At 73.0% G+C, this 24,155-nt stretch carries 17 protein-coding genes; 3 read left to right on the top strand and 14 right to left on the bottom strand.

Going from position 1 to position 24,155, the window contains the following annotated elements; genetic code table 11:
• Positions 1 to 42: 42 nt before the first annotated feature.
• The 6 genes from GSF22_RS00345 to GSF22_RS00320 form a co-directional block, all read right to left on the bottom strand.
• On the bottom strand, positions 43 to 432 hold the full coding sequence (locus tag GSF22_RS00345) for a trypsin-like serine protease (RefSeq protein ID WP_208810547.1): 390 nt from the start codon (positions 430 to 432) through the stop codon (positions 43 to 45).
• A gap of 13 nt (positions 433 to 445) precedes the next feature.
• A complete protein-coding gene (gene tnpB / locus GSF22_RS00340) occupies positions 446 to 1,825 on the bottom strand; it encodes an IS607 family element RNA-guided endonuclease TnpB (protein ID WP_208810546.1) in 1,380 nt (459 codons plus the stop codon).
• A complete protein-coding gene (locus tag GSF22_RS00335; protein ID WP_208810567.1) occupies positions 1,822 to 2,391 on the bottom strand; it encodes an IS607 family transposase in 570 nt (189 codons plus the stop codon). The genes tnpB and GSF22_RS00335 overlap by 4 nt, the downstream gene beginning before the upstream one ends.
• Positions 2,392 to 2,781 carry a hypothetical protein gene (locus tag GSF22_RS00330; RefSeq protein WP_208810545.1) on the bottom strand — a complete coding sequence of 130 codons (390 nt, stop codon included), beginning with the start codon at positions 2,779 to 2,781 and terminating at the stop codon, positions 2,392 to 2,394.
• A 79-nt stretch (positions 2,782 to 2,860) separates the two neighbouring features.
• Positions 2,861 to 3,520 carry a response regulator gene (locus GSF22_RS00325; RefSeq protein ID WP_208810544.1) on the bottom strand — a complete coding sequence of 220 codons (660 nt, stop codon included), beginning with the start codon at positions 3,518 to 3,520 and terminating at the stop codon, positions 2,861 to 2,863.
• Positions 3,517 to 4,647, bottom strand: coding sequence for a sensor histidine kinase (locus tag GSF22_RS00320; protein ID WP_208810543.1), 1,131 nt, complete (start codon positions 4,645 to 4,647; stop codon positions 3,517 to 3,519). The genes GSF22_RS00325 and GSF22_RS00320 overlap by 4 nt, the downstream gene beginning before the upstream one ends.
• Before the next feature lie 567 nt (positions 4,648 to 5,214).
• Here GSF22_RS00320 and GSF22_RS00315 point away from each other — a divergent pair.
• On the top strand, positions 5,215 to 5,571 hold the full coding sequence (locus GSF22_RS00315; RefSeq protein ID WP_208810542.1) for a DUF6223 family protein: 357 nt from the start codon (positions 5,215 to 5,217) through the stop codon (positions 5,569 to 5,571).
• Positions 5,572 to 5,678: 107 nt separating this feature from the next.
• Here the strand turns inward: GSF22_RS00315 and GSF22_RS00310 are convergent, their stop codons facing one another.
• The 3 genes from GSF22_RS00310 to GSF22_RS00300 all read right to left on the bottom strand — a co-directional run bounded on the left by GSF22_RS00310 (position 5,679) and on the right by GSF22_RS00300 (position 8,407).
• Positions 5,679 to 6,398 carry a hypothetical protein gene (locus GSF22_RS00310; RefSeq protein WP_208810541.1) on the bottom strand — a complete coding sequence of 240 codons (720 nt, stop codon included), beginning with the start codon at positions 6,396 to 6,398 and terminating at the stop codon, positions 5,679 to 5,681.
• A 144-nt stretch (positions 6,399 to 6,542) separates the two neighbouring features.
• Positions 6,543 to 7,859: a PrsW family intramembrane metalloprotease gene (locus tag GSF22_RS00305; protein WP_208810540.1), complete on the bottom strand. Its 1,317-nt coding sequence runs from the start codon at positions 7,857 to 7,859 to the stop codon at positions 6,543 to 6,545.
• 113 nt (positions 7,860 to 7,972) lie between these two features.
• Positions 7,973 to 8,407, bottom strand: a complete 435-nt coding sequence (locus GSF22_RS00300; protein ID WP_208810539.1) for a hypothetical protein — start codon at positions 8,405 to 8,407, stop codon at positions 7,973 to 7,975.
• A 165-nt stretch (positions 8,408 to 8,572) separates the two neighbouring features.
• Here GSF22_RS00300 and GSF22_RS00295 point away from each other — a divergent pair, with 165 nt between their 5' ends.
• Positions 8,573 to 9,718, top strand: coding sequence for a hypothetical protein (locus tag GSF22_RS00295; RefSeq protein ID WP_208810538.1), 1,146 nt, complete (start codon positions 8,573 to 8,575; stop codon positions 9,716 to 9,718).
• Between the two features lie 16 nt (positions 9,719 to 9,734).
• Positions 9,735 to 10,280 (top strand): hypothetical protein, encoded by a 546-nt coding sequence (locus GSF22_RS00290; protein ID WP_208810537.1) that lies wholly within the window; start codon positions 9,735 to 9,737, stop codon positions 10,278 to 10,280.
• A gap of 1,102 nt (positions 10,281 to 11,382) precedes the next feature.
• Here the strand turns inward: GSF22_RS00290 and GSF22_RS00285 are convergent.
• From GSF22_RS00285 to GSF22_RS00265, 5 genes are read right to left on the bottom strand one after another with little or no spacing between them, the layout of a single operon-like run.
• The gene (locus GSF22_RS00285; protein ID WP_208810536.1) at positions 11,383 to 13,314 is read right to left on the bottom strand and encodes a hypothetical protein; all 1,932 of its coding nucleotides are present in this window, start codon (positions 13,312 to 13,314) and stop codon (positions 11,383 to 11,385) included.
• Positions 13,311 to 16,982 carry a vWA domain-containing protein gene (locus GSF22_RS34345; protein ID WP_244365610.1) on the bottom strand — a complete coding sequence of 1,224 codons (3,672 nt, stop codon included), beginning with the start codon at positions 16,980 to 16,982 and terminating at the stop codon, positions 13,311 to 13,313. Before GSF22_RS34345 ends, GSF22_RS00285 begins: the two co-directional genes overlap by 4 nt.
• Complete coding sequence (locus tag GSF22_RS00275; RefSeq protein WP_208810535.1) at positions 16,979 to 18,166, bottom strand: ATP-binding protein; 1,188 nt, start codon at positions 18,164 to 18,166, stop codon at positions 16,979 to 16,981. The genes GSF22_RS34345 and GSF22_RS00275 overlap by 4 nt, the downstream gene beginning before the upstream one ends.
• Positions 18,167 to 18,214: 48 nt before the next feature.
• Complete coding sequence (locus tag GSF22_RS00270) at positions 18,215 to 23,152, bottom strand: hypothetical protein (protein WP_208810534.1); 4,938 nt, start codon at positions 23,150 to 23,152, stop codon at positions 18,215 to 18,217.
• Positions 23,149 to 24,006, bottom strand: coding sequence for a DUF4132 domain-containing protein (locus GSF22_RS00265; protein WP_208810533.1), 858 nt, complete (start codon positions 24,004 to 24,006; stop codon positions 23,149 to 23,151). Before GSF22_RS00265 ends, GSF22_RS00270 begins: the two co-directional genes overlap by 4 nt.
• Positions 24,007 to 24,155 lie beyond the last annotated feature (149 nt).

The raw sequence follows: 24,155 nt of genomic DNA, 5'->3' as shown, positions 1-24,155 counted from the left end.
CACCGTGGGAGCCACCGGTCGGCCGGAGCGGGGGTCGTGCCCTCAGTAGCGGGGGGCCAGGGCGAGCTGGTAGGTCGACATCACCTCGGGCAGCGGTTGGAAGGACGAGCGGAAGCCGGGTACGTCGCAGAAACCGGTGGAGCCGGAGAGGATGCCGAAGGCGCCGTACGCCGACCGTGAGCCGTACCCGCCGGTGGTGCTGAACAGGGGCGCTCCGGAGTCGCCGCCCTTGGCACACAGGTCGGTCTCGATGAGACCGGTGACGATGCCGTCCGGATAGTTGTAGGTGACGTCCTTGGCCAGGACCGTCCCGCACGTGGTGCCCGTGGTGCGTCCGGTCTTGCAGACGGGCGTGCCGACCGCGACGTCGGCCACCCCGCCGATCACCCGGACCCCCGTCTGGTAGACCACCTGACTGCCACGTTGGGTCATGATCCGTTACGCTTCAGTGCGCTCTGGTGAGCACGCGATTGGTAGTCCCGCCTTGCGGTGGGACGGTCCCGGTCTGACCCGCCGTGGCGGTGCCGGGTTGACGCTTCGCAGCCACCCGCCCCGCGAGCGGGGTCTTACGGTTGGCTCCACGTCCGGCCACCGGGCCACTCCCGGCGGTGTCGTACTCAGCCGCCAAGGCGGCCAGGTTGCGGGCGGCGTTGCAGTCCCGGTCGATGACCAGACCGCACGCCTGGCAGGTGTATTCACGCTCGGACAGGGCGAGTTTGGTTCTCACCGCGCCGCATCCCGAGCACGTCCTGCTCGACGGGTACCAGCGGTCGGCCACGATCAGCCGGCCGCCGTTCCACCCGGTTTTGTAGGCCAGTTGCCGGCGGATCTCCGCGAACCCGGCGTCGGCGATGTGCCGGGCCAGTCTGCGGTTACGCAGCATGCCGGCGACGTTGAGGTCTTCCACCACGACCGTGCCGTGCTCGCGGGCGAGGCAGGTGGTGAGCTTGTGCAGGCCGTCGCGGCGCAGGTTCGCCACCCGCGCGTGAGCGCGGCCGAGCCGGTTCGCTGCCCGCTGCCACCGGTTCGACGGACGCTGCCCGGTCCGCCGGTCCGGTCCGACCTTGCGGGCTACCGCCCGGCCGAGCACACGCAGGCGGCGTTGCCCGTCGTCGAGGTGACGCGGATTCGCCACCATTTCGCCGGTGGACAACACGGCAAGGTGCTTCACGCCGACGTCCACGCCGACGACCGACCCTGGCCGGCGTGGCCGGCGGTCTGCGCGCTCGACCTCAACGGTGAACGACACGTACCAGCGTCCGCCGTCGCGGCGCACCGTCGCGGACATGATCCGGGCGGTCCCGTTGTCCAGGCGGCGGGCGAGTTTGCGGGCGGACTCGTGCAGCTTCAGCCGCCCCAGCCGGGGAAGCACCACATGCTGACGGTCCGCCTCGACCCGGATCGCGCCGGTGGTGAACCGCACCGACGGTGTGGTGCGGCGGCGGGACTTGAACCGGGGGAACCCGACGGGCCGGCCGGCGCGTTTGCCCGTTCGGGAGTCGGCCCAGTTCTTCAACGCACGGGCGAGGGCGTCGAGGCCGGTGTTGAACGCCTCCTTCGAGCAGTCCCGCCACCACGGCGCGACGTCGGGCTTGGCGGTGTTCCACGCCTTGCGCAGCGCGGGTAGTGACCATGACACGGTCGGGGTCAGATGCTCGTCAGCAACACCGTAGGTGCGCTCGGCGGCCCGCTGACCCATGACCGCCTTAACCCGGGCGAGGGCCCAGTTGTGGGCGACCCGGGCTGCTCCGGCGTGCGCGAGGATGTCACGTTCCTGACCGGGGGTGAGGTCGAGCGCGAACCGATACGCCTGGATCGTCCTCACGTCAGGTCCTCGGTGGCGGCCGCGACCGCGCGGCGGGCACGGTCCGCCGCGGCGCGGCGGCCGTACAGGCGGGCACACAGGGACGTCAGGATCTCCGTGACGTCACCCACGAAGTCATCGTCCACCTCGGCCGGGTCAACCACCAGCAACCGGCGACCCTGCGCGGCAAGGGCCGCCTCGACGTACTCGGTGCCGAAGCGGGCGAACCGGTCTCGGTGCTCGACCACGATCGTCGTCACGGTCGGATCACGCAACAGTGCGAGGAACTTCTTGCGATGCCCGTCGAGCACCGAACCGACCTCGGTCACCACCCGATCCACCGGCAGGCGTCGCCTGGTGGCCCACACGGTGACCCGGGCGACCTGCCGGTCAAGGTCCGGCTTCTGATCGGCCGAGGGAACGCGGGCGTACACCACGGTCCGCCCAGCGTCGGGGGCCGCACCGACCATGATCAGCCGACCGAGTCGGTAGGCAGGAACGGGTAGCGTCCCGGACTCGTACCGCCGTCGCGCGGTCGCGTACGAGACGCCGGTCGCCGCTGCCCACTCCTTAAGTTCACACCACAGCTATAGCAAACCTATGAGCACTAGTGATGACCGACCAGTCAGCAGTAGCAACCCCGTGCTGCACAGCCTTCCGTCGATGCTGTCCATCGGCTGGCCGCCCAGCAGCAGGGCGGCGGGCCTGACCGGTGGCGCGCCGACCACCGTGACGTGCCGGTGCGTGGCCGCGCTGCGGAGGAACCGCGCCGACGCCGGGCCAGCGACCCGTACGACGACCTGCCCGGTCTCGGGGTCGACCAGCGCGGCACTGCCCACCGGCGCCGCTGCCGCCAACTCGTCGCGCAGCGCGGCCAGCGCCGCCGGGGCCAGCGGTGCGGCGGTGCTGGGAGCGACAGGAGCGAGCAGGCCGAAGGCCAGGACTGCCAGGACCGACGTGACAAGAAGACGACGCATGGGACTCCTTCGCCGCACGGGCCGGGATGAATCATTATCGATGCGGTAGCGCACACGCACCAGGGGCGTCAGGTCAGCCTCAGCGCGGCGACACCAGGCCCGATTCGTACGCGAACACCACGAGTTGGGCACGGTCGCGGGCACGGAGCTTGGTCATGGCCCGGTTGACGTGGGTCTTCGCGGTCAGTGGACTGATCACCAGTCGGGTGGCGATCTCCTCGTTGGACAGCCCCTGCGCCACCAACGCGACCGCCTCGCGTTCGCGGTTGGTCAGCTCCTTCAGGGCTGCGGCAGCCGGCACGGGAAGCGGCCCGGTGGTGACGTACCGGTCGATCAGTTTACGGGTGATCGACGGTGCGAGCAGGACGTCGCCGCGCGCGGCGACCCGCACGGCGTGCAGCAGGTCCTCCGGCTCGATGTCCTTGACCAGGAACCCGGCGGCGCCGGCGCGCAACGCGTGGAAGACGTACTCGTCCAGGCCGTAGTTGGTCAACACGACGACGCGCACCCCGGCCAGCGTCGGGTCTGCGGCGATCTGCCGGGTCGTCTCGATGCCGTCCATGACCGGCATCTGGATGTCGACGAGCGCGATGTCCGGCAGGTGTTCCCTGGCGAGCACCAGCGCCTGCCTGCCGTCGGCGGCCTCCGCCACCACCTCGATGCCGTCCTCGGCGTCGAGGAGCGCACGGAATCCGCTCCGTAGCAGCGGTTGGTCGTCGACCAGCAGGACACGGATCATGAGGTGCGCTCCACGGGGAGGTCGGCGCGGACGGTGAACCCGCCTTCGGGGCGGGGGCCCGCCGTCAGCCGGCCGCCGAGGGCGGTGACCCGTTCGCGCATCCCGAGCAACCCGACGCCGGGCATCGCGCCGGTGGCCGGCCCGGACCTGCCGTCGTCGTCGACCTGGACGGCGAGGGCGTCCGGACGGTACCCGATGAGAACCGAGGCCGTGGCGGCGGAGGCGTGCCGGGCGACGTTGGTGAGCGACTCCTGCACGATCCGGTACGCGGTGCGCTGCACGGCGGCCGGCACGTCGTACCGCTGTCCCTCGGTGGTCAGGGTCGCGTCCAGGCCGGCCAACCGGGCCCGTTCCACCAGTTCCGGCACGTCGGCGAGACCGTTCGGCGGGGTCCCGCCGTCGTCGCGTAACGCCTCCAGGGTCGCCCGCAGCTCCCGGGTCGCCTCACGGCCGGCCTCCTGGATCGCCAGCAGGGCTTCCGGCACCGGCTCCCCCCGCCTGCGGGCCAGGTGGACGGCGACTCCGGCCTGCACGGTGATGACCGAGATCTGGTGGGTGAGCGAGTCGTGCAGCTCCCGGGCGATGTGGAGCCGCTCCTCGTTGGCGCGGCGCAGCGCGGTCTCCTCCCGGGTGCGTTCGGCTTCGTCCGCGCGCTGCTCGGCCTGGCGCAGCGCTTCACCGGCGGCGCCGGCAGCGATCAACCACGCCAACTCCAGGGCGCCCCGGGCCCGGGCGAGCGCATCACCCACCGAGATGTCCGATGGCAACGTGAGGGCCGCGAGCGGAAGAGCGGCCAGCATCAGCACCGCCGCGACGACCGTGACGACGCGGTGGCCGGCCCGCACGGCGGCGTAGACGGCGAGCAGAAACGCGACGACCGGCACGTCCAGACCGGCTGCCTGGTGACCCACCGCGCACAGCCCGGTGACGGCCAGAACGGCGACCGGTGCCCGGCGACCGGCGGCGAGCGCCAGACCGCCGGACACCAGCAGCGCGTACCCGAGCAGGTCGAAACCCGTGTCGGCGCGTGGTGCGGACAGGCCGGCGACCAGTTGCGTCGCCGCCACCCCGACGGCGATCGCCCAGTCTCTGCCACCGGCCGGCAGGCCGGACCGTCCTACGTGCATCCGCGCACCCTAACCGGATCCCGTCGCGACCGGCTCCTCCGCGTAGACGAACAGCCGCCTACCGCAGACGCGGTACGTCCGCAGTTTCTGCGGCAGCTGCGGTATCCGCGAGCACCGTCCGCAGCAGCGGGGATTGTCTACGTCCGGGGGACGACCGGCGGTGCGCCCGACGACATGATCAACGGCAACGACCTCGGGTACGACGCCCACACGGGAGGACAGGGACTTGCCATCTCCCCAGGCTGTAGCAGGGGGATTCGACCCTCGCGGGTTGAGTTTTCTGCTTCAGCGACCGCAGCCGACCCGGAACACCGGCGAGGGACGGTGTGCCGCCCATCGGTCCTACCCAGTCTCCACAGACGTCACTTTCCGCCAGTCCGGCGGTAGGCCCGACCGGCTTGGTTGTCACCGGCCAGGCGCACGGAGATTGGCACATCTGTTCGGCCATGCTCCGCAGGTACCTGACGCCTGTTCGCCCTGGTGGCGAGCCGGCTTTCCCTGTCCTGCTCCGCAGGCGATCCGTTTCCTCTCCGGCCTGAAGGCCGGAGTATCCACGGAAGGAATGCGATGACCTCATCGGTACGACTGGTGCTTGCCACCGCCGCAGATGCCTACACCATGAGCGCCGGGCGCGTCGGGGCAGCCGTGGCCGCCCTGCTGGGGCTGGCCGGGGTGATCGTCGGCGGGCTGGCTCTGGCCCGTCCCACCAGCCGGGCCGGTACCGGCAGGGGACGTCCCAACGGTGTCCTCGCGCTGGCGGCGGGGCTGGTCGGCATGGCCCTCGGCGGGGTGGTGGTGGCCACCTCCGACAGCGGCATCGGCACCGGCAACGGACGCGGTGGCGCATACCTGGCCCTGGTGGTGGGGCTGGTGGCCACGGTCCTCGGCGGGCTCGCGCTGGCCCGCTCCCGCCGTACCGGCTGAGCTGACGAGGGGCGCCAGTGCTGCGGCCGCTGGCCGGTCGCAGCACCGGCCGGAGGGATCGCCTGCTCGCCTGCCCAGGGCGGTCGTCCAGCCAACCAGCCGGCAGACTAATACTGCATGACACAGTAGACGACGGTCGGGTGCGTGAACCGATACCAGCGATTCCACCGGTAGTCCCGCGTGCACCTGTTGCCATTCGAGGCCCCAGGGACGATGTCGATGATGTGCACCGTGCCCTTCGCCTTGCACTTCGACGCAGCGACGATCCAACCGTCGTTCTTCGGGAATTTGTAGCAGTAGTTGCGCACCAGGTGAAGTTCCAGGCACAGGCGGTAACCGTCCTCCGTGATGTACCCGGACTCGGGATCGGCGCACTCACCCTGGCCGTAGTCCAACGACACCACCCGGTAGGTGCCGCTGGTGCCGTTGCAGTTGCCGATCCCCAGGAAGTCCCCGTCCTCGTTCACGGCAATGCACTGCCCGATCTTCGCGGGCGGCGGCGGTGGAGCCTCCTCCGTCGTCGGATCCTCTTCTGGAGGGGAATAGGTCTCCTCGGTGGACGGCGATGGCGGCGTCGTGGGTACCAAGACGGGAGGGGGACCGTCCGCAGCGCTCGGCTGCCGGCCGTCGTCCATCCTGGTGGCGACCAGTGCGCCGACCGCGACCACGCAGGTCCCGAGCAGGCAGAGAGCCAGTACCCCGGCGATGGCGCCGACGATGAGAGCCTTGCTGCGCTTCGCCGGTGCCAACGGCGGCGCAACCGTGCCGGGTTTCGATGGAGTCATACCCTGGTCGCCCGGTACGTCGGGCGGTGGAGGCATCGTCACCCGTGGAGTGTGACATATGTTCACTATCGGTGATCCGACGCCCGGTGCAGGCAGGATCAAGGTCTTCGGCGGGCGGTGGGCCGGTCGGTACGGAGCTGGCTCACGTCGCCCGCCGGTCACCGCTGGCCGGAGATGGCACCGGGGTCAGAGGCATTCCGCCTTCAGTTCGTGAATCCGCTGTCGCAGCGATTCCTGGGCGCCCGGTGGATACGGTTCACCCCGGTCGCGGCCCCATCGGGCGAACGCCAGGTCCAGTTGCGCGGAGTGCAGACGCTTCATCCGGGTGTAGGCCGGGCGGTCACGACGTAGGAGCGCCTGTAGCCGCATCCGGAAACGTAACGGCGGACTCACCAGTACGGGCACCTCGGCCGGGCTGATCGCGCCTCCAGGGTCACGCGCCTCCTCCTGGAGTTGCCGGTACAACGCCCTGGTCTCCCGGCGCAAGGCGACAATGACGAGGAACACCAGTACGGCGAACGCGGGACCCTTCAGGACGATGAGGTTCAGCGGCTGCACCACGAAGAGCTGAAGCAGCGAGTCGTCGGACTCCCAGTACAGGCGGCCCATCGCGAAGACGTCCCAAATCAGGTGGGCCGCGATGGCGACGGCGAAGCCGCTGCCGACGCAGACCGCCTGTCGTCGCCAGCCGTCGACCTGCATGGCGAGCCCGATGCCGGCGCCGATAATCCCCGTGTAGGTGGCATGGCTGATCAGCAGCCCGGTGACCTGCCGGTACCAGTGCTGGTAGAGCACCGCACCGAGGTCCCCGGTCATGTAGGACATCGACTCGGCGAACTGGAAGCCGATGCCGACGCAGGCGCCGACGACGATGCCACCAAGCATGCCGTCGACGTGCCGCCAGGCGAGCAGCACGATCACCAGGACCCCGGCACCCTTGCCGACCTCCTCCGGTACTGCGGCGGCGGCCGCGTGACTGAGGATCGTCGCGGTGCCGGGGAGAAGCTCCGCCGTGATGACGACGTGCAGAATGCCCTCGACCATTTGGGCGAAGTACGCGGCGATGAACAGGCCCCAGGCGAAGGCGACCACGACCAGTCGCCACGAAGGCTTACGGTTGCGTTGCATCCGGCGAAACGTCCACAACGCGAAGAGGGTCGTCGGAATGCTCAGCAGCGCGCCCCGCCAGGCGATCCCCACCTGCAGGAGGGTGAGGAACACACCCAGGAGCGTGGGCGCGGCGAACACCAGCCCACCACAGACGACCCAGGTCAGGTAGCGGCGACGCGGCGAGCCACCTGTGGCTGAGGAAATGGCGACGACGACAGCGGCGATACAGGCGGCGAACAGCGATATGCCGACAGCCCCGAGGTTGAACATGCCGAGGACGCGTACCTCGGTGTTGTCCCGCCGAATGACGCCGACGAGCGACGCCACGGCGATCATCACCAGCAACGCCTCACCAGTGGTGAGAGCGACGGCAAGCCGGTCGAGCCGGTACACCGCCGGCACCGTCGGATCCGGTGCCACTGGCCGGTGAACCGGGCGGGAGGACGGTGCGGGGCCGTACCCGGTCTCCTCCCCCGGCGCCCGGCCCGGCTGCGGTGTTTCCCCCGTCATCGCTCGATGTCCACGTGCACCCAGGCAAGCACCTCCTCCGTCCGGTTTCCCCGGACGGAGGCCAACACGAACTGGTATCTCCCCGCAGGTACCGCCGAGGTGGCACTCAACGGCAGTGGCCGGGCCCGTAGGTCGTCGAGTCCCGCCAGGTCCACGCTGTTGGTCCGGTGGCCGAACGCGTCGTACCAACTCGCCCACGCGGGTTCCGCAGCCAGTGCACCGGCCACCCCCTCGTCGATCGTGGCGACCGGGATCTGCCCCTGTCGGAACCTGTCCTGCGGCAGATCGGCGAGGTGCGCGGTCACCGGGTCGTATGCGTAGAGGCGGATCGGCAGGGCCGGTAAACGTTGTGGGGTTGTCGGCCAGGACACGACCAGAACGACAGCGGAGGCGAGGACGACGACCGCCGCGATCATGCCGAGGACCGTCATCGTGCGCACCGGAAGGCGGGCATTCATGGCCTCGGTTCCGTCCGGCACGGCAGCCTCCATCCACAGTGGTGGGTTACCCTAGCCTATCCCGACGTGGTGGTCGCGCGGATCCGCGTGCGTACAGCCCAGTCCCGGCGCTCGGATTGGGAGGCTATGGCCGCAGTGATGTCAACCAATGTGCTGGCCGACGGCGTGCCCATCGACTGTGGCGGCATGGCCGATGCCCTGGCCAGCTGTTACGGACCGGTCCCCGCCGTCGGCATTGCCGTATTTGGAGTGCTGAGCGGTATCGGCCTCGCCGCTTACGCGGCGTTCGCCATGTTTTTTCCACAGGTGCTCGACGCCGCGATGGGAATACCGGCGACGACGAAGCCGGATCCCACTGACGAAGCGGTTGCACATGGGTCGACAGCATCGGACCCGCAGGTACCGCCGACGATCGACCCGGTACGGCAGCAGCGGCTCGACGAACTCAGGGCGGAGTTCGTCGAGTTGGTCAGCGGCCTCGGGTGTGACGGCGGCAAGGCCGCCGCCATTGCGACGTACCAGCAGTGTCGCGACTCGATCGACGACTTCATCCGGGGAATGGAGGAACGTGCCATCGGCGTGGTCCGGAAGGCCCGCAGCGCCCCGGAGATAGTCAAGGCGGACCTGCAGAAGCTCGGCATCGAATTCGCATTTCGCCGGCAAGGACTTGCCGGGGCGCCCGGCGAGTTCGGAAACGTTTTCGAATACTACATGAGCCTGTGGGTCGACAAGCGGCATGCCGCGCTAGAACAGATAGCGGCGGACGCAGCAGCCGGGATCCGGCCGCAGCCGACGAGGAAAGGGACGAAGGCGGAGTCGGCCCGCACCGCCCTGGCCGAGCTGCAAAGGTCGACCAGGGGTGCCGAGAGCGCCCTCTACCGTGATCGCGCCAACGTGGAGGCCCTCAACAGGGCTGGCGTCACGGCCGACCCGGCCCTCACCGACGACCAGCTGGTCGCGCACATCAGGGCCCAAGCCGACCAGCTCACCTTCAGCTCGACGACTGCCGCTGCCTACCACGCCCGAGTGCACCGCAACGAGATTCCGGAAAACCGGCGAGAAATGCGGGCATTCATCGCAAACTATCACGCCGCAGCGGAGAGGGTGGTCAGGGAGGGCCGGGCCCAGTTCGATCCGGGCTCTGGCGGCGGCTCGAGGAAGGTGTGTTTCATCGTGGAGACGACGGACGACCAGAGCGATCCCATTACGCTCACGGTCATCATCCGCGCACGTGCCGACGGTCGCGTCGTCATGTCGACCTTCGGATCCTTCCTGAAGAACTGAACGGGAGCTACAGACCATGGTGGTGCGACACGGCTTCCCCCGCCTCGACGTCGACGGGTACTTCGTCGGCTTCGACCGAGCCATCGGTGTTCTCGCCGGGACGCGCGGCGGCAACCGGGCGCGGGCCGCGACGCTGGGCGACGCGCTGGCCGCCGTGCTGGCGCTGTGGCTGCTACGCCGGGAGGACCCGTCGGCGCAGTGGACCGGGCAGCGGCTCGCGGCGTTCCACGACCACGTTCGTGAGGTGCTCGGCGAGCATGGCCGCGACTTCGCCGGGTACCTCGCCGAGTTCGACCTCGACCTGGAGAGCGAGACGGCCACCGGCTGGTACAACGCGTGCTTCACCCGCAGCGTGGTCGACATCCTGCGCAAGGATGCCGGCCTGCCGCAGAGGGCACTGGGCGCCTCCGACTGGGAGGAGGCGTCCGACGAGGAGATGCGCGACGTCGCTACCAGGGTGCCGCCACTACCGGCCGACGTGATCCCGCAGGGCATGCCGGAGGAGCACTGGTGGTGGTTCGTCGCGTCCGGCCCGCCCGAGAAGACCGCGTACGACCACTGAGGCAGGTCGAGCCCGGGCGACCGGGACAGTCGTGTCGGGACTCGCCATGCCGCTGATGTGGATCCAGCTGGACGACGACCGGACCACGGCCTGCCGGGTCATGGAACTCCACAAGACGGCCAGAACCCGTCGGGAATCCCGCGACGTCGCCCGGGACGAGGTCCCGGGGCGGGGCCGCACCCCGGCGGTGAGCCCGTCCTCGTCCGCTTCGCCAACGGCGGCCCGGTCGGGCTGACCCAACGACACCTGTACGTGACCCGTGAGCAGGTACAGCGACTGTGGCGGATCGGACACTCCCCCTGAGCATCCTAGGACGTATTGGTGTCACCTGCCTTGCTGGCACGCAGGTCTACACCGGCCCCGCCGGTCAGCCGTGCCGGTGTCGTCACCGTGATGGTCGTTCACCAGGTGCTCCAGGACGATCCGCACCGCCGGGTCGTTCGGATCGGCGACACGGTGCGCCGCCCTCTGCACCCGTGGTCCCCGACCATCCACGAACTGTTACGACATCTGGAGAACGTCGAGTTCCCGTACGCCCCGTTACCTCGACGGCGAGTCCGGCGGTGCCGCGTGGGCCAGGGTCGCCGAGAACACCGGCCTGGTCGCCATGGCCCGTCTGCTGCCCGACTACCACGAAGCCGTACGCAGCTTCCGCCCCACCGCCGAGGCCGGGTGGGCCGCCCACACCGGCATCCCCAGCTCCGGGGAGCTGATCTGTCACGGTGACTTCGGTCCGTGGAACCTGGTGTGGCGGGGCACCCAGCCGGTGGGCATCAACGTGCCCGGCACCTCGCGGCAGCGGGACGACAGCCACAGGTCACCTGGCAGGAGACCGGCGTACTCGACCGATAGCGGAGCGAATCCGCTGGAGCCGCGCCCACCGGCACCTGTTCGAGTAAGCTGCCCGGCGGGCCCGGCCCAGGGTCGTCGCCCCGACCGTCTCCTCCGCCCGCCGGGCCGGCGCCCGCCCGCAGGTAGGGCGGGCGCCGGGGCGTGGTGGATCCGCCGCTGGGCACCTTCGGTCTCGCCGCCGGGGACGCGCGTCCCGTCCTGCGGTCGTCTGCTCTGTCACCCGAACCCGCAGCGCCCGTGATGCGGCGGGTCAGCCGGACGGCGGCGCGGTCCACGAGGAACGGATCAACTCCCGCTCGGTGGCGGCGAGATGGGCGGCGGCGGCGAGCCACGCCCACGCGTACCGGTCCGGGTCGGGATCGGTGAGCCGGCCGAACACGTCCCGGCCACGTCGGTCGGACTCGCTGGCCAGCGCCGAGGCCACCGCAGCAGCGGTGGTCAAGCCGGCGCGACGCAGCGGCCCGGCCAGCCAGGCGGCCTCGTCCCGGGCCGCCTCGCCGACAGCACGGCGACCGCCGGAGACGGCCAGTTCCACCAGGCGACGGACCCGCCACAGCGGGGACTCGGCAACCGCGTCGACGCCGGCGGTCAGCACCGGTTCGGCCATCGTGGCCGGTTCGCGTGGCGGTAGGTGACCGCCCTGGACCTGGTCGTAGCCGAGGTCGGCCCGGCCGTGCCAGTCCGCCGGCAGCCGCAGTGTCGCGGTGACCCCGGGCACCGGGCCGACGGCCAGCGGGCGCAGGGTGCTGGCCCGGTCCGGGTCCAGCCGGCCGACCACCCGGATCCGCAGCCCCGGCCAGGAGGCGAGCCGCCGCAGGTTCGTCACGTGGGCCAGGACCGGATGGGAGCTGACCGGTACCAGCCGGATGACCGGCCCGTCCGGCACCGGTGCCCGGTCCGGGTCGGTGCCGGGGGCCAGTTCACGGGCCAGCACCTGGTCGCCGACGGCGCCGACCACCACCAGGTCACCACCGACCAGCGCGGTCCCGGGCCGGGCCGGGTCCTCCGGGTCGTCGGCGGCGGCGAGTTGGGCGGTCACCACCTCGGCGAGTGGGCGGGCGAACAGGTCCGCCAGCGGTCCGGCGGACCAGTCGGTGCCGGCGAGCGGGGTGGCCCGGACCCCCTTGCCGGCACCGAGCCGCCCGTCGGCGGAGACGGTGGTGCCGGTGATCCGCAGGCCACCCCGGGACAGCACCGCGTGGTTCACGCTGACCGCGCCCATCTCGGTGACCGCCCGGGCACAGTCCCGGGCCCGGTCCGGTCCGCCCGGTTTCACGTCGGCGAAGGAGAGCTGGCGACCGTCGGCGGCGACGAGGTGGGTGACCACCCCGCCGTACCCGGTCGCGCTGATCACCGGTTCCCGGCAGACGCCGTACACCTCCAGCGTGCCGTCGGGCTGATAGGCCCGCCGGAGGGTGCCCACCAGCGCGGGGTCGGGATCACCGGCGGCCAGCCGGCCGGCCACGTAGAGCAGGTCGTGCAGGACCGCGACCAGGTCGGCCAGCCGGTGACCGGCCTGCCGGTCCCGGTGTGCGCGTAGACCCCGTACCGTGCGCAGCGCCGCGCTCTCGGCCCGGGGCAGACCGGCCAGCCGGGCGGTGTGCGCGGCCCGCAGCAGCTCGGCCTGGGGTACGGCGCCGGCGGCCGGGACGCCGACCGCGAGTACCGTCGCGGCGGCCCGCCACAGCGCGTCGGCGGCGGCCCGTTGCGCCTTCGTCGGTGCGGTGCCGTGGTCGGTACGACCGGCGGTCGGGCCGTCCGCCGGGCCGGTGGTACGTCCGGACTTCCGGGAGCGCCCGGCGACGGTGCCACGTCCGTCCGGGGTGGACCCGGTGGTGGACGCCGGGTCGGGGTGACTGGCCGCGTCGGCGACCGGGCAGGCCACCAGGACCGCGGTCCGGTGCAGGCAGCGCGGCGCCAGCAGGCAGCTGCACCGGACCTGCTGCGGGTCGGTGACCGCGCCGGTCGGTCCCGGCGTCAGGGTGACCAGGGCCTCGGGGCCGCAGTCGACCGACAGGCCGCCGTCGACCCGGTCGACCGGCACGTCGGCCAGCCGTTCGACGCCTGCGTCCAGCCGGCGGTGCAGCCGGGGTGGCAGGGCCGCCACCGCGGCGGCGGTGACCGCCGGCAGCACCGGCGGCAACCGGTCGGTGGCGAGGGCGGTGGCAGTGCGGTCGGTCAACGTGATCCTCCGCGTACGCGGTCGCCCACCCAGCGGGCGAGTTCGAGGGGGCTGAGAGCGGCGACCGGCATCCCGGCCGCGACGAGCTGCTCGGCGACGGGTACCGAGTAGCAGGGCGCTCCCCGGTCGTTCAGCGCGGCGCAGCCGAGCAGGTGCACGCCGGAACCGGCCAGGGTGCGGACCTCACCGAGCAGCCCGGCGAGCGGGTAGCCCTCCTCGAAGTCGCTGACCACGGCGACGATGGTGCGGCTCGGCACGGTCACCAGGGAACGGGCGTGAGCCAGCCCGGCGGCGATGTGCGTACCGCCGCCGACGCGTACCTCCAGCAGCAGAGACAGCGGGTCGTCGACCCGGTCGGTGAGGTCAACGACCTCGGTGGAGAAGGCGAGGAAGTGGGTGGACAGGGCGGGTACCCCGGCCAGCACGGCGGCGGTCAACGCCGACCACACCACCGACGCCTCCATCGAGCCGGAGACGTCGACCACCAGTACCAGCCGCCAGTCGGCCTCCCGGCGGGTCCGGGTGTGGAAGACCGGGCGTTCCGGTACCACCACCGTCCGGCCGTCGCCGAGGCGCCGGGTGTGCGCCAGGTTCGCCCGCAGGGTACGGGCGAGGTTGATCCGGCCGCCGGGGCGGTGGGACGGGCGCGGGTTGGTCAGCCCGGTCAACGCCGGACGTACCCGGGTGGCCAACTGCTCGGTCAGCTCCCGGACCAGCCGCCGGACCAGGGGTCGCAGCCGGGCCAGGTGCGCCTCGGGCAGACCACCGGCCAGGGACAGCACGGAGGTCAGCAGTTCCATCGAGGGGCGTACCGCAGCGGGGTCGAGCTCGGCGAGGACGTCGGTGCGACCGCTCTCGACGGCCCTGGCGACGACCTCTTCGCGTACCGAGGTGCCGAACAGTGCCTCCAGTTCGTCGGCCCACTCCCGGGCCGTCGGGAAGGAGGCCTCCTGGCCGCCGCCGGTCGCCTGGCCGAGGTCGGTGGCGCCTTCGCCGCGACCTGCGCCGTACAGCTCGTCCAGGGCGCGGGCGTAGCGGCGGGCGTCGGCGGGCAGCCGGTCGGGTTGGCGGCCGAGCAGCAACCGCCACCGGTCGGCGGGGGTGAGCTGGCCGGCCGGCGTCTCCGGCGCGGCTCCGGCGTCGCCGGGCACGTCGGCGGGGACGGTCGGTGCGCCCGGCACCGGGATGTTGCGGGCGATCAGGGTGGCCCGGCCGGCGGCGTCGGCGGCGGTCCAGCGGGCGAGCAGCTCCGGCGGGGCGGACAGGGCCAGGTCGAGGCGGTCGCCGAGCCGGTCGGCGACGGTGTGGAGGAGCCGGTCCCGGGCCGCCGGGGTGAGCACGTCGAACCCGCCCCGCAGGGCTGGCAGCCGGTCCAGGAACCCGGTGTCGGTGAGCCGCTCGACGCGGTCCAGCAGCGGGTCCAGGGCGGCCGGGGCCGACTGCAACAGCGGGTGCGCGGCGGTGAGCAGACCACCGAGCAGCCGGTGCAGGTGGCGGCGGGTGTCCGGGCCGGTGGCCGCGTCCACCCAGCCGGCCACCCGGGTGCCGAGGGTGGCCAGGTCGGTCAGGTCGAGCAGGACCCGGGCGGCCAGCGCGGCACCCTGGATCAGCGGCGAACCGGCGCGGGCCAGGTGGTCGAGGGCCTCGTCGAGGCGCAGGCCGATCCGGTCGGCTCCGGCGCGGACCGCGAGGTCGACCAGCGCGGCGGCGTCGGCGGTGGCGTCGCTGCCGGCCAGGCCGGGCAGCCCGCGTACGGCGGCGTCGAGCAGGTTGGCGGTCAGCTCCGCCGTCCGGGCCCGGCTGTCGGCGGTGGTGCCGGGCAGGTGTCCCCGGCGCAGGGCCTCCACCAGGTCCAGGGCGGCCAGCAGCTCGGGCAGCGTGCCGGTGGCCGGCAGCACGGTGGCGGCCAGGTCGAGCCGGTCGGTGACCAGGTCGGGCAGGTCGCAGCGGGCGGCTTCGGCGAGGCCGGCGAGCAGTTGCGCGGCGGTGGGGCCACCGTCGGCGACCTCCCGCCGGAACCGTTCCCGCAGGGTACCGGCCGCCGCCAGCGCTGCGGTCACCCCGCGTACACCGACCAGGTCGAGCCGGGCCGCCACGGACGGTGTCCAGGCCAGTTGCCAGCGGGTGGTCAGGGCGGCACCGTCGCCGGTGCCGGAGACCTCGATCGGCTCGCCGTAGCCGACACCGCAGGTCTGGAGGCGTTGCAGCAGGATCTCGCGCCGCCCGTCCAGATCGGTGCGCAACGGGTCCAGCCGGACCTCGCGGGCCTTGGGGCTGTCCGGGTGGGGCAGTCGCAGCGCGACGAGTTCCGCCTCGACGGCGGGGCCGAGCCCGGAGCGGGGCGTCCCGGGGGCGACCCGACCGCGTTCGGCGCCGACCAGTACGGTCTCCAGCGCCCTGGCCAGTGCCCGGCCACGGCCGAGTAGTTCACCCTGGCCGAGCACGGTGGTCACCGCCTCCAGGACCTCGCCCCGTCCGGGGGCGGGCAGGTCCCGCAGGCGGGCCAGGTCGTCGGCGAGGCGTACCGTCTCGGCGGCCTCGCCGGTGCCGGCGGTGTGCCCGGCTGCGCGGAGTTCCCGGCACAGGTCGGTGACCGTCCGGGCGGCGGCGGCCCGGATCCGTTCCGGGTCACCGGCGGCGGTGAAGACGGACTGCTGCCAGCGTGGGTCACGGATCCCGGCCGGGTAGCCGGACCGGGAGTCGAGCAGGTCGAACGCGTAGGGCACCAGCGAGGTGACCGTGGTGCCGCTGCCGGCCGGGCCGGGTGCGGGACGGTTGCGGCTGTCCGCGGTGGCCGCCGGGGCGGCCCGGCCGGTCGAACCGGCCGGCCGGGCCGGGTCGTCGTGGGCGTCGGCGTCGATCGACATGGTGGCGTCGGTCGACGGCGTGGCGAGCAGGGCCGGGGCGTGGAAGGCGCCGACGACTGCGGCGACCCGCCGGCCGTCCGCGCCGGCCTCGGCCAGCACCCGGCGCATGTGCCGCTCCCGGGCCAGGTCACGGGCGGGTACGCCGTCGCTGCCGGCGCTGTCGGTACGCATCGCCCAGCCGACCCCGAGGGCGGCCCGGCGGACCGCCTCGGGCGGGCAGCCCGGGGCACGCACCTCGACCACCCGGTCCCACAGGTCGTCGCCGTCCCGGCCGGTGCCGCTGGCGCGCAGCGCGGCGGCGTAACCGGAGCGAACCGGGCCGGGTACCGGTTCACCGGCGTCCGGGGCGGAATCGGGGCCGGTAGCCGGATCGGAGCCGGCGGTCGGGGCGGTGGCATCGGCGGTCCAGCCGGGGTCGGCCAGCGGCAGGTCGCAGCAGAGCACCTCGACGCCGCGTTGCCGGGCCCAGCGGATCGCGGCCAGCTCCGGGGAGAAGTCGGCGAACGGGTAGAAGCCCATCGGCCCGTCCGTACCGTGGCTGCCGACCACGGCCAGCGGCGCCCGGGCGGCCGGGTCGGACAGGTACGGCAGCCAGTGCTGGAAGTCGGCCGGCAGCTCGATGCAGACCACCTCGGCCCCGGCGGCGTCCAGCAGCGCCGGGACCACCGCCGCCAGGGCCGGGCTGTGATGCCGGACCCCGATCAGGTACGGCCGGACCGAACCGGCGAGCGCGTCGACCACCGCGCGGGGGTCGACCGTCGACTCGACCGCGTCGACGGGTTCGCGGGAGAGGGTCGTCAACGGAGGCTCTCCCGCAGGTCCCAGAGCCGGCGCCACATCGGCGAGCCGTCCTCGGCGCGGCGGCGGACCGGGCCGTCCCAGTAGCCGAGCAGCCGGGCGTGGTCGTTCTGGTCGTCCTTGCGGACCACCCCGAGCAGGTGCCCGGGTACCAGGTCGAGGGCGTCCCCGCCGGGCAGGTACGCGGCGGCCAGCCCGAGCGACGCGGCCACCTGCACCGCCTCGGCGGTGGACATCACCGTGCCGGGTCGTTCCACGTCCCAGCCCTCACCGGACCGGCCGGTACGCAGGTCACGGAAGACGGTGACCAGGGCGTCCAGCACCGCGTCGTCGACCGTGTACGCCGCACCGGCGCGCTGCACGGCGGCGGTGGCCTGCCGGCGGACCAGGTCGGTCTCGGTGTCGGCGTCGGAGATCGGGTGGATGGTCTCGAAGTTGAACCGGCGCTTGAGGGCCGAGGACATCTCCGACACGCCCCGGTCCCGCAGGTTGGCGGTGGCGATCACGGTGAACCCGGGCATCGCCCGGATCAGGCCGTTGTCGGTACCGGCCAGCTCCGGCACGTTCATCCGCCGGTCGGACAGGATCGACACCAGCGCGTCCTGCACCTCGGGCAGGCAGCGGGTCACCTCCTCGATCCGGACCACCCGGCCGGTGCGCATCGCGGTCAGTACCGGCGAGTCGACCAGCGCCTGCGGGGTGGGCCCCTGGGCGAGCAGCAGGGCGTAGTTCCAGCCGTACCGGAAGGCGTCCTCCGTGGTGCCGGCGGTGCCCTGCACGGTCAGCGCACTGGTGCCGCAGACCGCGGCGGCCAGCAGCTCCGACAGCATCGACTTGGCGGTACCCGGCTCACCGACCAGCAGCAGGCCCCGTTCCCCGGCGAGGGTGACCACGCACCGTTCGACCAGGCTCCGCTCGCCGACGAACTTCGCCGGGATGGTCATGCTGGCCGGCCGGTCGACACCGTCCGGGCCGGTGCGCCGCTCGGCGGGCAACGTCAACGCCTCGCCGTCGCTGCCCCGGATGAAGGTGACCACGGCGCGCGGGGTCAGCGCCCAGCCCGGCGGCCGGGCCCCGTCGTCGTAGGCGGCCAGGAACGCCAGCTCGTCGGCGTACCGCTGCTCGGCGGAGAGGACCTGGGCCGTCTCCGGTGCTGCGGTGGGGCGGACGTGTTCCGTCACGGTCACGGATGTTCCTCGTTCTCTCACTGGTCGATCGGATGGTCGGGTCAGGGGTCAGCGGCGGGTGCCGCGGGTGGGCAGGCTGTCCAGCCGGGGTCGGTCGCCGTCGCGCAGGCGTCGCCAGGCCCGCCGGTAGAGGTCGGTGACCGGCTCGAACGGCACGGTCACGCCGAGCCCGGCCGTACCGTCGGGTGCCAGGTCGAACAGGGCGACCTTCCAGCCCTCGACCGGCACCTGCCCGCTGCCGCGCTCCAGCCACGGGCCGGGCAGGAACAGCGACCGGCCGGCCCGGGGCCGGCTGGCCTCGACGACCAGGTCGGTGCCGGCCAGTTCGGCGCGGGCGGCCTTCAGCCGGGCCGGCTTCCAGCCGGTCCACTTCGCCGTGTTGCGGTCGGTCGGGTCCGGCATGGCCAGCAGCATCAGGTAGACCGCCGCCGCGTCGGCGCCCAGGTGGTGTTCTCCGGCGACCTCGGCCACCAGGTCGGGCACCGAGCGGGTGGGGTCCTGTGGCCACCAGGTGCCGTCGGTGTCCCCGGCGCCGTCGGGGGCGGTCGGTTCGCCGAGCAACGCCGCGAACCGGGGGTCGCGGACCAGGCGCAGCGTCACCTCCATCGGGTACGGCTTGGCGGCGTCGGCGCGCAGTGCCGGCAGGTACGGGTCCGTTCCGTCGGCGTCGAGCAGGTCCGGTCGCAGTGCGGGTGACGGTTGGTTGTCGTGGGTGGCCAGGACGATGGCGCCGTACCGTTCCCAACCCGGGCCGGTTTCCGACGGGGTGCCGGCCACCTGACGGAAGTCGGGCAGGGAGACGTACCGGTCGAGGTCGAGCAGCAGGTCGGGGTTGGTCAACCGGTCCCGGATCGCGGCCAGCGCGGCCGGCAGCGCGGCCCGGCACGGGTCACCGGCCGGCGTGTGGTGGGCCACCCAGGCGGCCAGCGCGACCGTGGAGTGCAACACCTCGCCGGTGAAGCCCACCGCCCGGCCGTCGACCTGCCGGGCGCGGTCGCCGCTGATGTGGAAGGCAAGGTCGGTGGTCAGTTCGGTGGAGCGGGTGGGGTCGAGCAGCGCCGGCAGGGCCTTGGCGGGACTCCAGCCGGTGCGCACGCCGCGTACCGCCTCGGCGAGCAGGTGTTCCGGAACCACCACCCGGCGGCCCAGGGCGGCGGTCCAGACCGCTGCGGCGGCGGCCACGTCCGGACCGTCGGTCCACAGCCGGGCCGGCTCGGCGGGCAGCAGCGCCGAGACCACGGCCCGCCGGAGCTCGGGGTTGGCCTCGTTCAGCATCTCGAAGGCCAGTTTGACCTCGCCGGCCTGCCTGATCCCGAGTGCCTTGCGCAGCTCGGTGGGTACGGTGTTCGCCGAGTCGGCGTGGGGCAGGCCGGCCAGGACCAGCTTCGCGGCGGTGGGGGTGACCCCGGTCAGGTCGGCGAACTGTTCGGCTGCCTCCGGCCGCCAGGGCAGGGCGCCCCGGCTGGCCCACTCGGCGAGGAACCCGGCCAGCCAGCCGGCCGGTCGGTCGTCGCCGACGGGCGTCGAGGACTGCACGGTGTACGGCTCGGGCACGGTGAAGACGCCGGTCGGGTCGTGGTACAGCGCGTCGAAGGAGTAGCCGGTGGCCGTGCCGCTGTAGTGGAGCACGGCGAGGAACGCCCCGTCGGGCAGGGGCAGGATGCCCGGCCTGAGGTGCCGGCGGGTGCCGTCGGGGTTCGCCACGTCGCCGTCGAGCAGGTGCAGCCCGAACCGGCGCCACCGGGCCGATCCGGCCGGCGCGCCGAGGTCGAGCCGGTCCAGCGCGGTGAGCAGGGCCCGCAGCGTGTCCCGGTGGTCGTCCGGGGTGACCGCCGTGACGGCCCGGTAGGCGACGGCAGCGACACCGTCGAGTACGGACCACCAGTTCACGGCGTTCGGCATCGCCGGTCCGTCCAGGTGCAGCCGTCCGACGGGTTCGCTTCCGGGGTGGGCGGCACGCTGGGTGGCGAGCGTCTGGAGCTGGGTGAAGGCGTGGGTGGCGTCGTTGCCCCAGCTGGCGGAGCCACGCAGGCCGTCGAGTGCCTCGTTGAGCTGCGTGTCGGTGGGGCCGGTCGCGGTGGGCACCGGTGCCGTCGGCGGGGCGGACAGCGACCTGGTCAGTTTCTCGGTCACCGCGTCCAGGTCGGTACGCACCCGGGCCGCCAGCCGCAGCACCCGGGCCACGCCGGCCCGCAGCGCGTCGTGGCCGACTGCCGGTACGGCCGAGCGGAGGGCCTCGACCAGCGCGTCCGGCTCGTCTGCGTCGGCGGTGGCCGGGCCGGGCCGGAGCCCGGTGGTGGTTTGGGCTGCGGCCCGCGCGGCCAGGGCGGCGCGGCGTTCGTCGAGGGCGAGCGTGAACAGCGCGGCGGCGGTGTCCGCGTCCATCCGGCGTAGGGCGGTGGAGCCGTCCGGGTCCCGGGGCAGCAGGTTGCCGAGGAACTCCGGATTGGGCAGCGGCACCGCGTCGGAGGCGGGTTCGCCGGCGGACGACACCACCCCGTCCGGGTCGACCAGGACGAAGCCGCTGAGCACGGCCCGTGGCCGGTCGTCGCCGGGCAGCAGCAGCGCGGCGATCGGCTGCGTTCCCCCGGCCACGGTGACGGTACGGCCGGCGAGGTCCTCGCCGCGGACCGCGCCGTCGGGGAGGGTGACCACCCGCCAGCCGAGCAGACCGTCCACGGGTACGGCGGCGGGGGTGGCCCGTTCGGACAGGGCCGGCCGCAGCCAACTGGCCGACTGGTGCAGGCGGCTCCCCTCGACCGGAAGGTCGGCCAGGAACCGGGGCAGGCTGCGTCGGCCGTAGGTGTTGCTGGCCGGGTCGTACTCGTGCCAGCCGAGGCCGTTGTCGTCCTCGCCGCGCCGGTGGACCCAGTGGCAGGTGCCGTCGGTGATGACCGGTAGCTGCGCCGGGACCGCGGTGTCGCCGACGTGCAGCACGCCACCGCCGGTGGTCCGCCCGCCACCGGGCAGCGGCAGGGTGATCCCGTTGCCGCGCGGCCGGCCGCCGCGGGAGCGGCCGAGGATCGGCTGGAGGTCGCCCGGCGAGGAGTGCCAGTAGCCGCGCAGGTCGTAGCCGAGCGCCTGGGACTGCCAGTAGACCAGTAGGTGGCCGTCGACGTAGTGGTAGCCCGGCTGGCCCCACATGTCACCGGCGGGGATGCGCAGGTCGTGGCGGAGCACGATGCCCTCGGCGCCGAGCACCCGCACGGTGGCCGGCCCGCCCAGGATCAGGTACGGCCAGGCTTCCTGCCGGGTCGTTTCGACCCGGGGGTCGCCACCGGTCACCTCCTGCCAGGCCAGTTCCCAGTCCGGCCAGCCCAACTCGTCGATGATGCCGCCGCGCAGGGTACGGGTGACGTGCCCGGTGAGGTCGACGTCGAGCATCTGCCCGAGGGCACCACCCGGACGGCCGGACCGGTCGAGGTCGTCGGCGACCAGGTGCAGGGCCTCGACCGGTAGCCGGCCCAGCCAGTTCACCGAGTCCGGCAGGTACGGCAGTGCGGTGGTGAACCGGTCCCGGATCCGCGCCCCCAGCCAGTCGGTCAGCAACGGTCGGATGCCCGGCGTCTCCGCCAGCCGGCGCAGGGCCTGCTCCTGGTCGTCGAGCTGGTCGAGACCCCGACGCAGGGCGTCGGCGAACCGGTCGTCGCCGGCCAGGGCGCGCAGGTCCCGTTCTCCCCCCGTCCTGACCCACTGCGCCAGGTCCAGGGTGTCGCGCTCGGTCGGCGGGGTCACCGGCACGTCCCGGGCGAGCAGCAGGTCGAACAGGTCCAGGTCGCCGTGGCCGCTGAGGGTCTCGCCGCTCCCGGTCAGTTCGGCGCGCAGCCGGTCGGTCATCCGCTCGACGAGTGGATACAGCTTCGACATCCGGCGGGGCCGGTAACCGGAGGTGGCCCGGGTCAGGAACCGGCGCAGCCAGCCGGCGGAGCCGTCCCGTGGACGGGTCGCGTCCGGGACGTCCGGGTCGGCGAGTCCGGCGAGCGCGCCGGTGTCGGTCAGCAGGGTCAGCCACGGGTCCAGGTTGTCCCGGTCGGTGGGCATCAGGTCGAGCAGGCTGCCACGGATCGCCGGGTCACGGTCGGCCAGCGCCGTCACCGCCGCAAGGTGTGCCTTCCACCAGCCGGCGGGCGCCTCGGCGACCACCGGCAGTCGGATCAGTTCGGTCAGGTAGGCCGCCTCCCGGTCGGCGGCGGCGGCCTTGCCGACGGCTTTGGCGGCGGTCCGGACCAGCCGGTTCACCGCCGTGGCCGACTGGGTGGACGGCACCACCCCGGCGGCGGCGGCCCGCAGCGCCAGCCGGCAGAACCGGTCCAGTGCCTCGTCGGCGGGCAGCTGGGCGGACAGTTCCTTCGCGTAGCCGGCCAGCGCGGTCGCGGAGACCACCTTGGCCGACGCGAACTCCAGGTAGACCTCGTCCAGCCGGTCCAGGTCGACCGGGAGGCCGTGCTGCGCCTCCGCCCTGCGGGCCTTGTTGAACAGTTGCGTCGCGTAGGTGTCCTGCCCGGCGGCCAGGAAGACCCGCGCGGCCTGCTCGAAGAACGTCGGCAGGAAGTGCGGCAGCGTACGCGCGAACCGGTCGGCGAGCCCCTGGTGGGCGTCCAGGGCGGTTTTCGGGCGCGACCGTACCTGCCGGGCCAGTTTCTGCAGCTCCGGTACCACGGCGAGGGCGTGCCGGCCGTCGGTCGGGTGGTGGACCAGCACCCATTCGGGGAAGGCCAGCGGGCGACGTGGGCCCAGCCCGACGACGGCCGGCTCGGCGGCCGGCGTCAGACCGAGGAACCCGACGGCCATGTCCTCGCCCTCGCCGAGGGCGGCGTCGACCAGGCGGACCACCGGTCGGTCGTCGAGGGCGGGGTGCCGGTAGGTGCGGGCGGTCAGGGGTACGGCGCGGTCACCGGCGTCGGCGGTGCCGGTCGGCAGTACCGCGCCGGCGCTCAGCAGGCTCTCGGCCGAGGCCCCGCCCGACGTGGTCGTCATCCCGGTCACGCCTTCTCCCCCGTTGCCGTCGCGGCGCCGGACAGGGCCGTCGCCATCCGCATTCCTTCCGACCAGGCCACCGGCCCGACCTCGGTCAGTCGCAGCGTCGGTCCGTCCACGACCGACCAGGACAGGGCACCCAGGGTCGCCTCGGAGTCCCAGTACTCCTCGTCGAAGTACAGGGTGGCCTCGACCGTGCGACCGGCCTCCCAGACCCGGCAGGTGACCTGCCCGCCGGTGGCCCGGAAGCCGGACGTGGCGGCCCGGGCGGCCAGCCGGGCGGGGACGGTGGTGCCGTGGAAGTCGGTGACCGTGGTGTCCCGGTCCTTCAGGTTGGCGGGTCTGTCCCAGGTGCCCCGGTGCAGCTGCGCGATCCGTTGGGCGATGTCCAGTTCGTCGGCGAACCCGCGCAGGTCGGCCAGGTCGGGCAGGTGCACCGGGTGGGGCAGGGTGGCGCTGACCGGCGAGAGCCGGACGGTCTCCCCGTCGAGGTTGACCACCCGCAGGTCACCGGTGTCGGTGACGTCCCGCAGGAAGCCCGGCTCGGCTCGGTCGTCCCCGACCACCACGAGGTCGTAGAGCGCGTCGCGCCAGGCCGGGTCCGGCCAGACCCGGGCGAGCAGTCCGGTCGGTACCGGCAGCGAGGACACCACCCAGGCGTCGACGCGGGCCAGGCACTCGGCGGCGTGCCGGCCCAGCCACTGGGCGAGCTGGCGCAACCGGTCCACCTCGGCGTCGTCCCGCAACCCCTTCGGCAGGGTCTTCAGTGGACGACCGGCGCCACGCGGGCCGACGGACCGGGCCACCACCTTTCCGTCCACGAGGGAGATCTCGTACGAGTCTCCCACCGGTAGCCAGCCCATCAGGAACACCCTCCGCAATGGCCAAAAGCCAGATTTCACAATGAATCGGCCATGATCGACGACGCAGCGGAGGCTAACAGTAGGGGCTGACAGAACACGAGCGTCGGTGGGGCGGTACCGGTCGGGGCGGCGGCCTTCGTTCCTCCCGC

The sequence above is a fragment of the Micromonospora echinofusca genome (genome assembly GCF_017614955.1).
GTDB lineage: Bacteria > Actinomycetota > Actinomycetes > Mycobacteriales > Micromonosporaceae > Micromonospora > Micromonospora echinofusca_A.
Note: the sequence above shows the minus strand (reverse complement) of the source record. Positions and strands in the feature narration are given on the sequence as shown.

Bases quoted from the DNA above. Each gene is read 5' to 3' on its own strand.
- GSF22_RS00300 (WP_208810539.1), bottom strand. From the start codon at position 8,407: ATGACGGTCCTCGGCATGATCGCGGCGGTCGTCGTCCTCGCCTCCGCT.
- GSF22_RS00290 (WP_208810537.1), top strand. From the start codon at position 9,735: ATGGTGGTGCGACACGGCTTCCCCCGCCTCGACGTCGACGGGTACTTC.
- GSF22_RS00295 (WP_208810538.1), top strand. From the start codon at position 8,573: ATGTCAACCAATGTGCTGGCCGACGGCGTGCCCATCGACTGTGGCGGC.
- GSF22_RS00265 (WP_208810533.1), bottom strand. From the start codon at position 24,006: ATGGGCTGGCTACCGGTGGGAGACTCGTACGAGATCTCCCTCGTGGAC.
- GSF22_RS00325 (WP_208810544.1), bottom strand. From the start codon at position 3,520: ATGATCCGTGTCCTGCTGGTCGACGACCAACCGCTGCTACGGAGCGGA.
- GSF22_RS00330 (WP_208810545.1), bottom strand. From the start codon at position 2,781: ATGCGTCGTCTTCTTGTCACGTCGGTCCTGGCAGTCCTGGCCTTCGGC.
- GSF22_RS00345 (WP_208810547.1), bottom strand. From the start codon at position 432: ATGACCCAACGTGGCAGTCAGGTGGTCTACCAGACGGGGGTCCGGGTG.
- GSF22_RS00315 (WP_208810542.1), top strand. From the start codon at position 5,215: ATGACCTCATCGGTACGACTGGTGCTTGCCACCGCCGCAGATGCCTAC.
- GSF22_RS00320 (WP_208810543.1), bottom strand. From the start codon at position 4,647: ATGCACGTAGGACGGTCCGGCCTGCCGGCCGGTGGCAGAGACTGGGCG.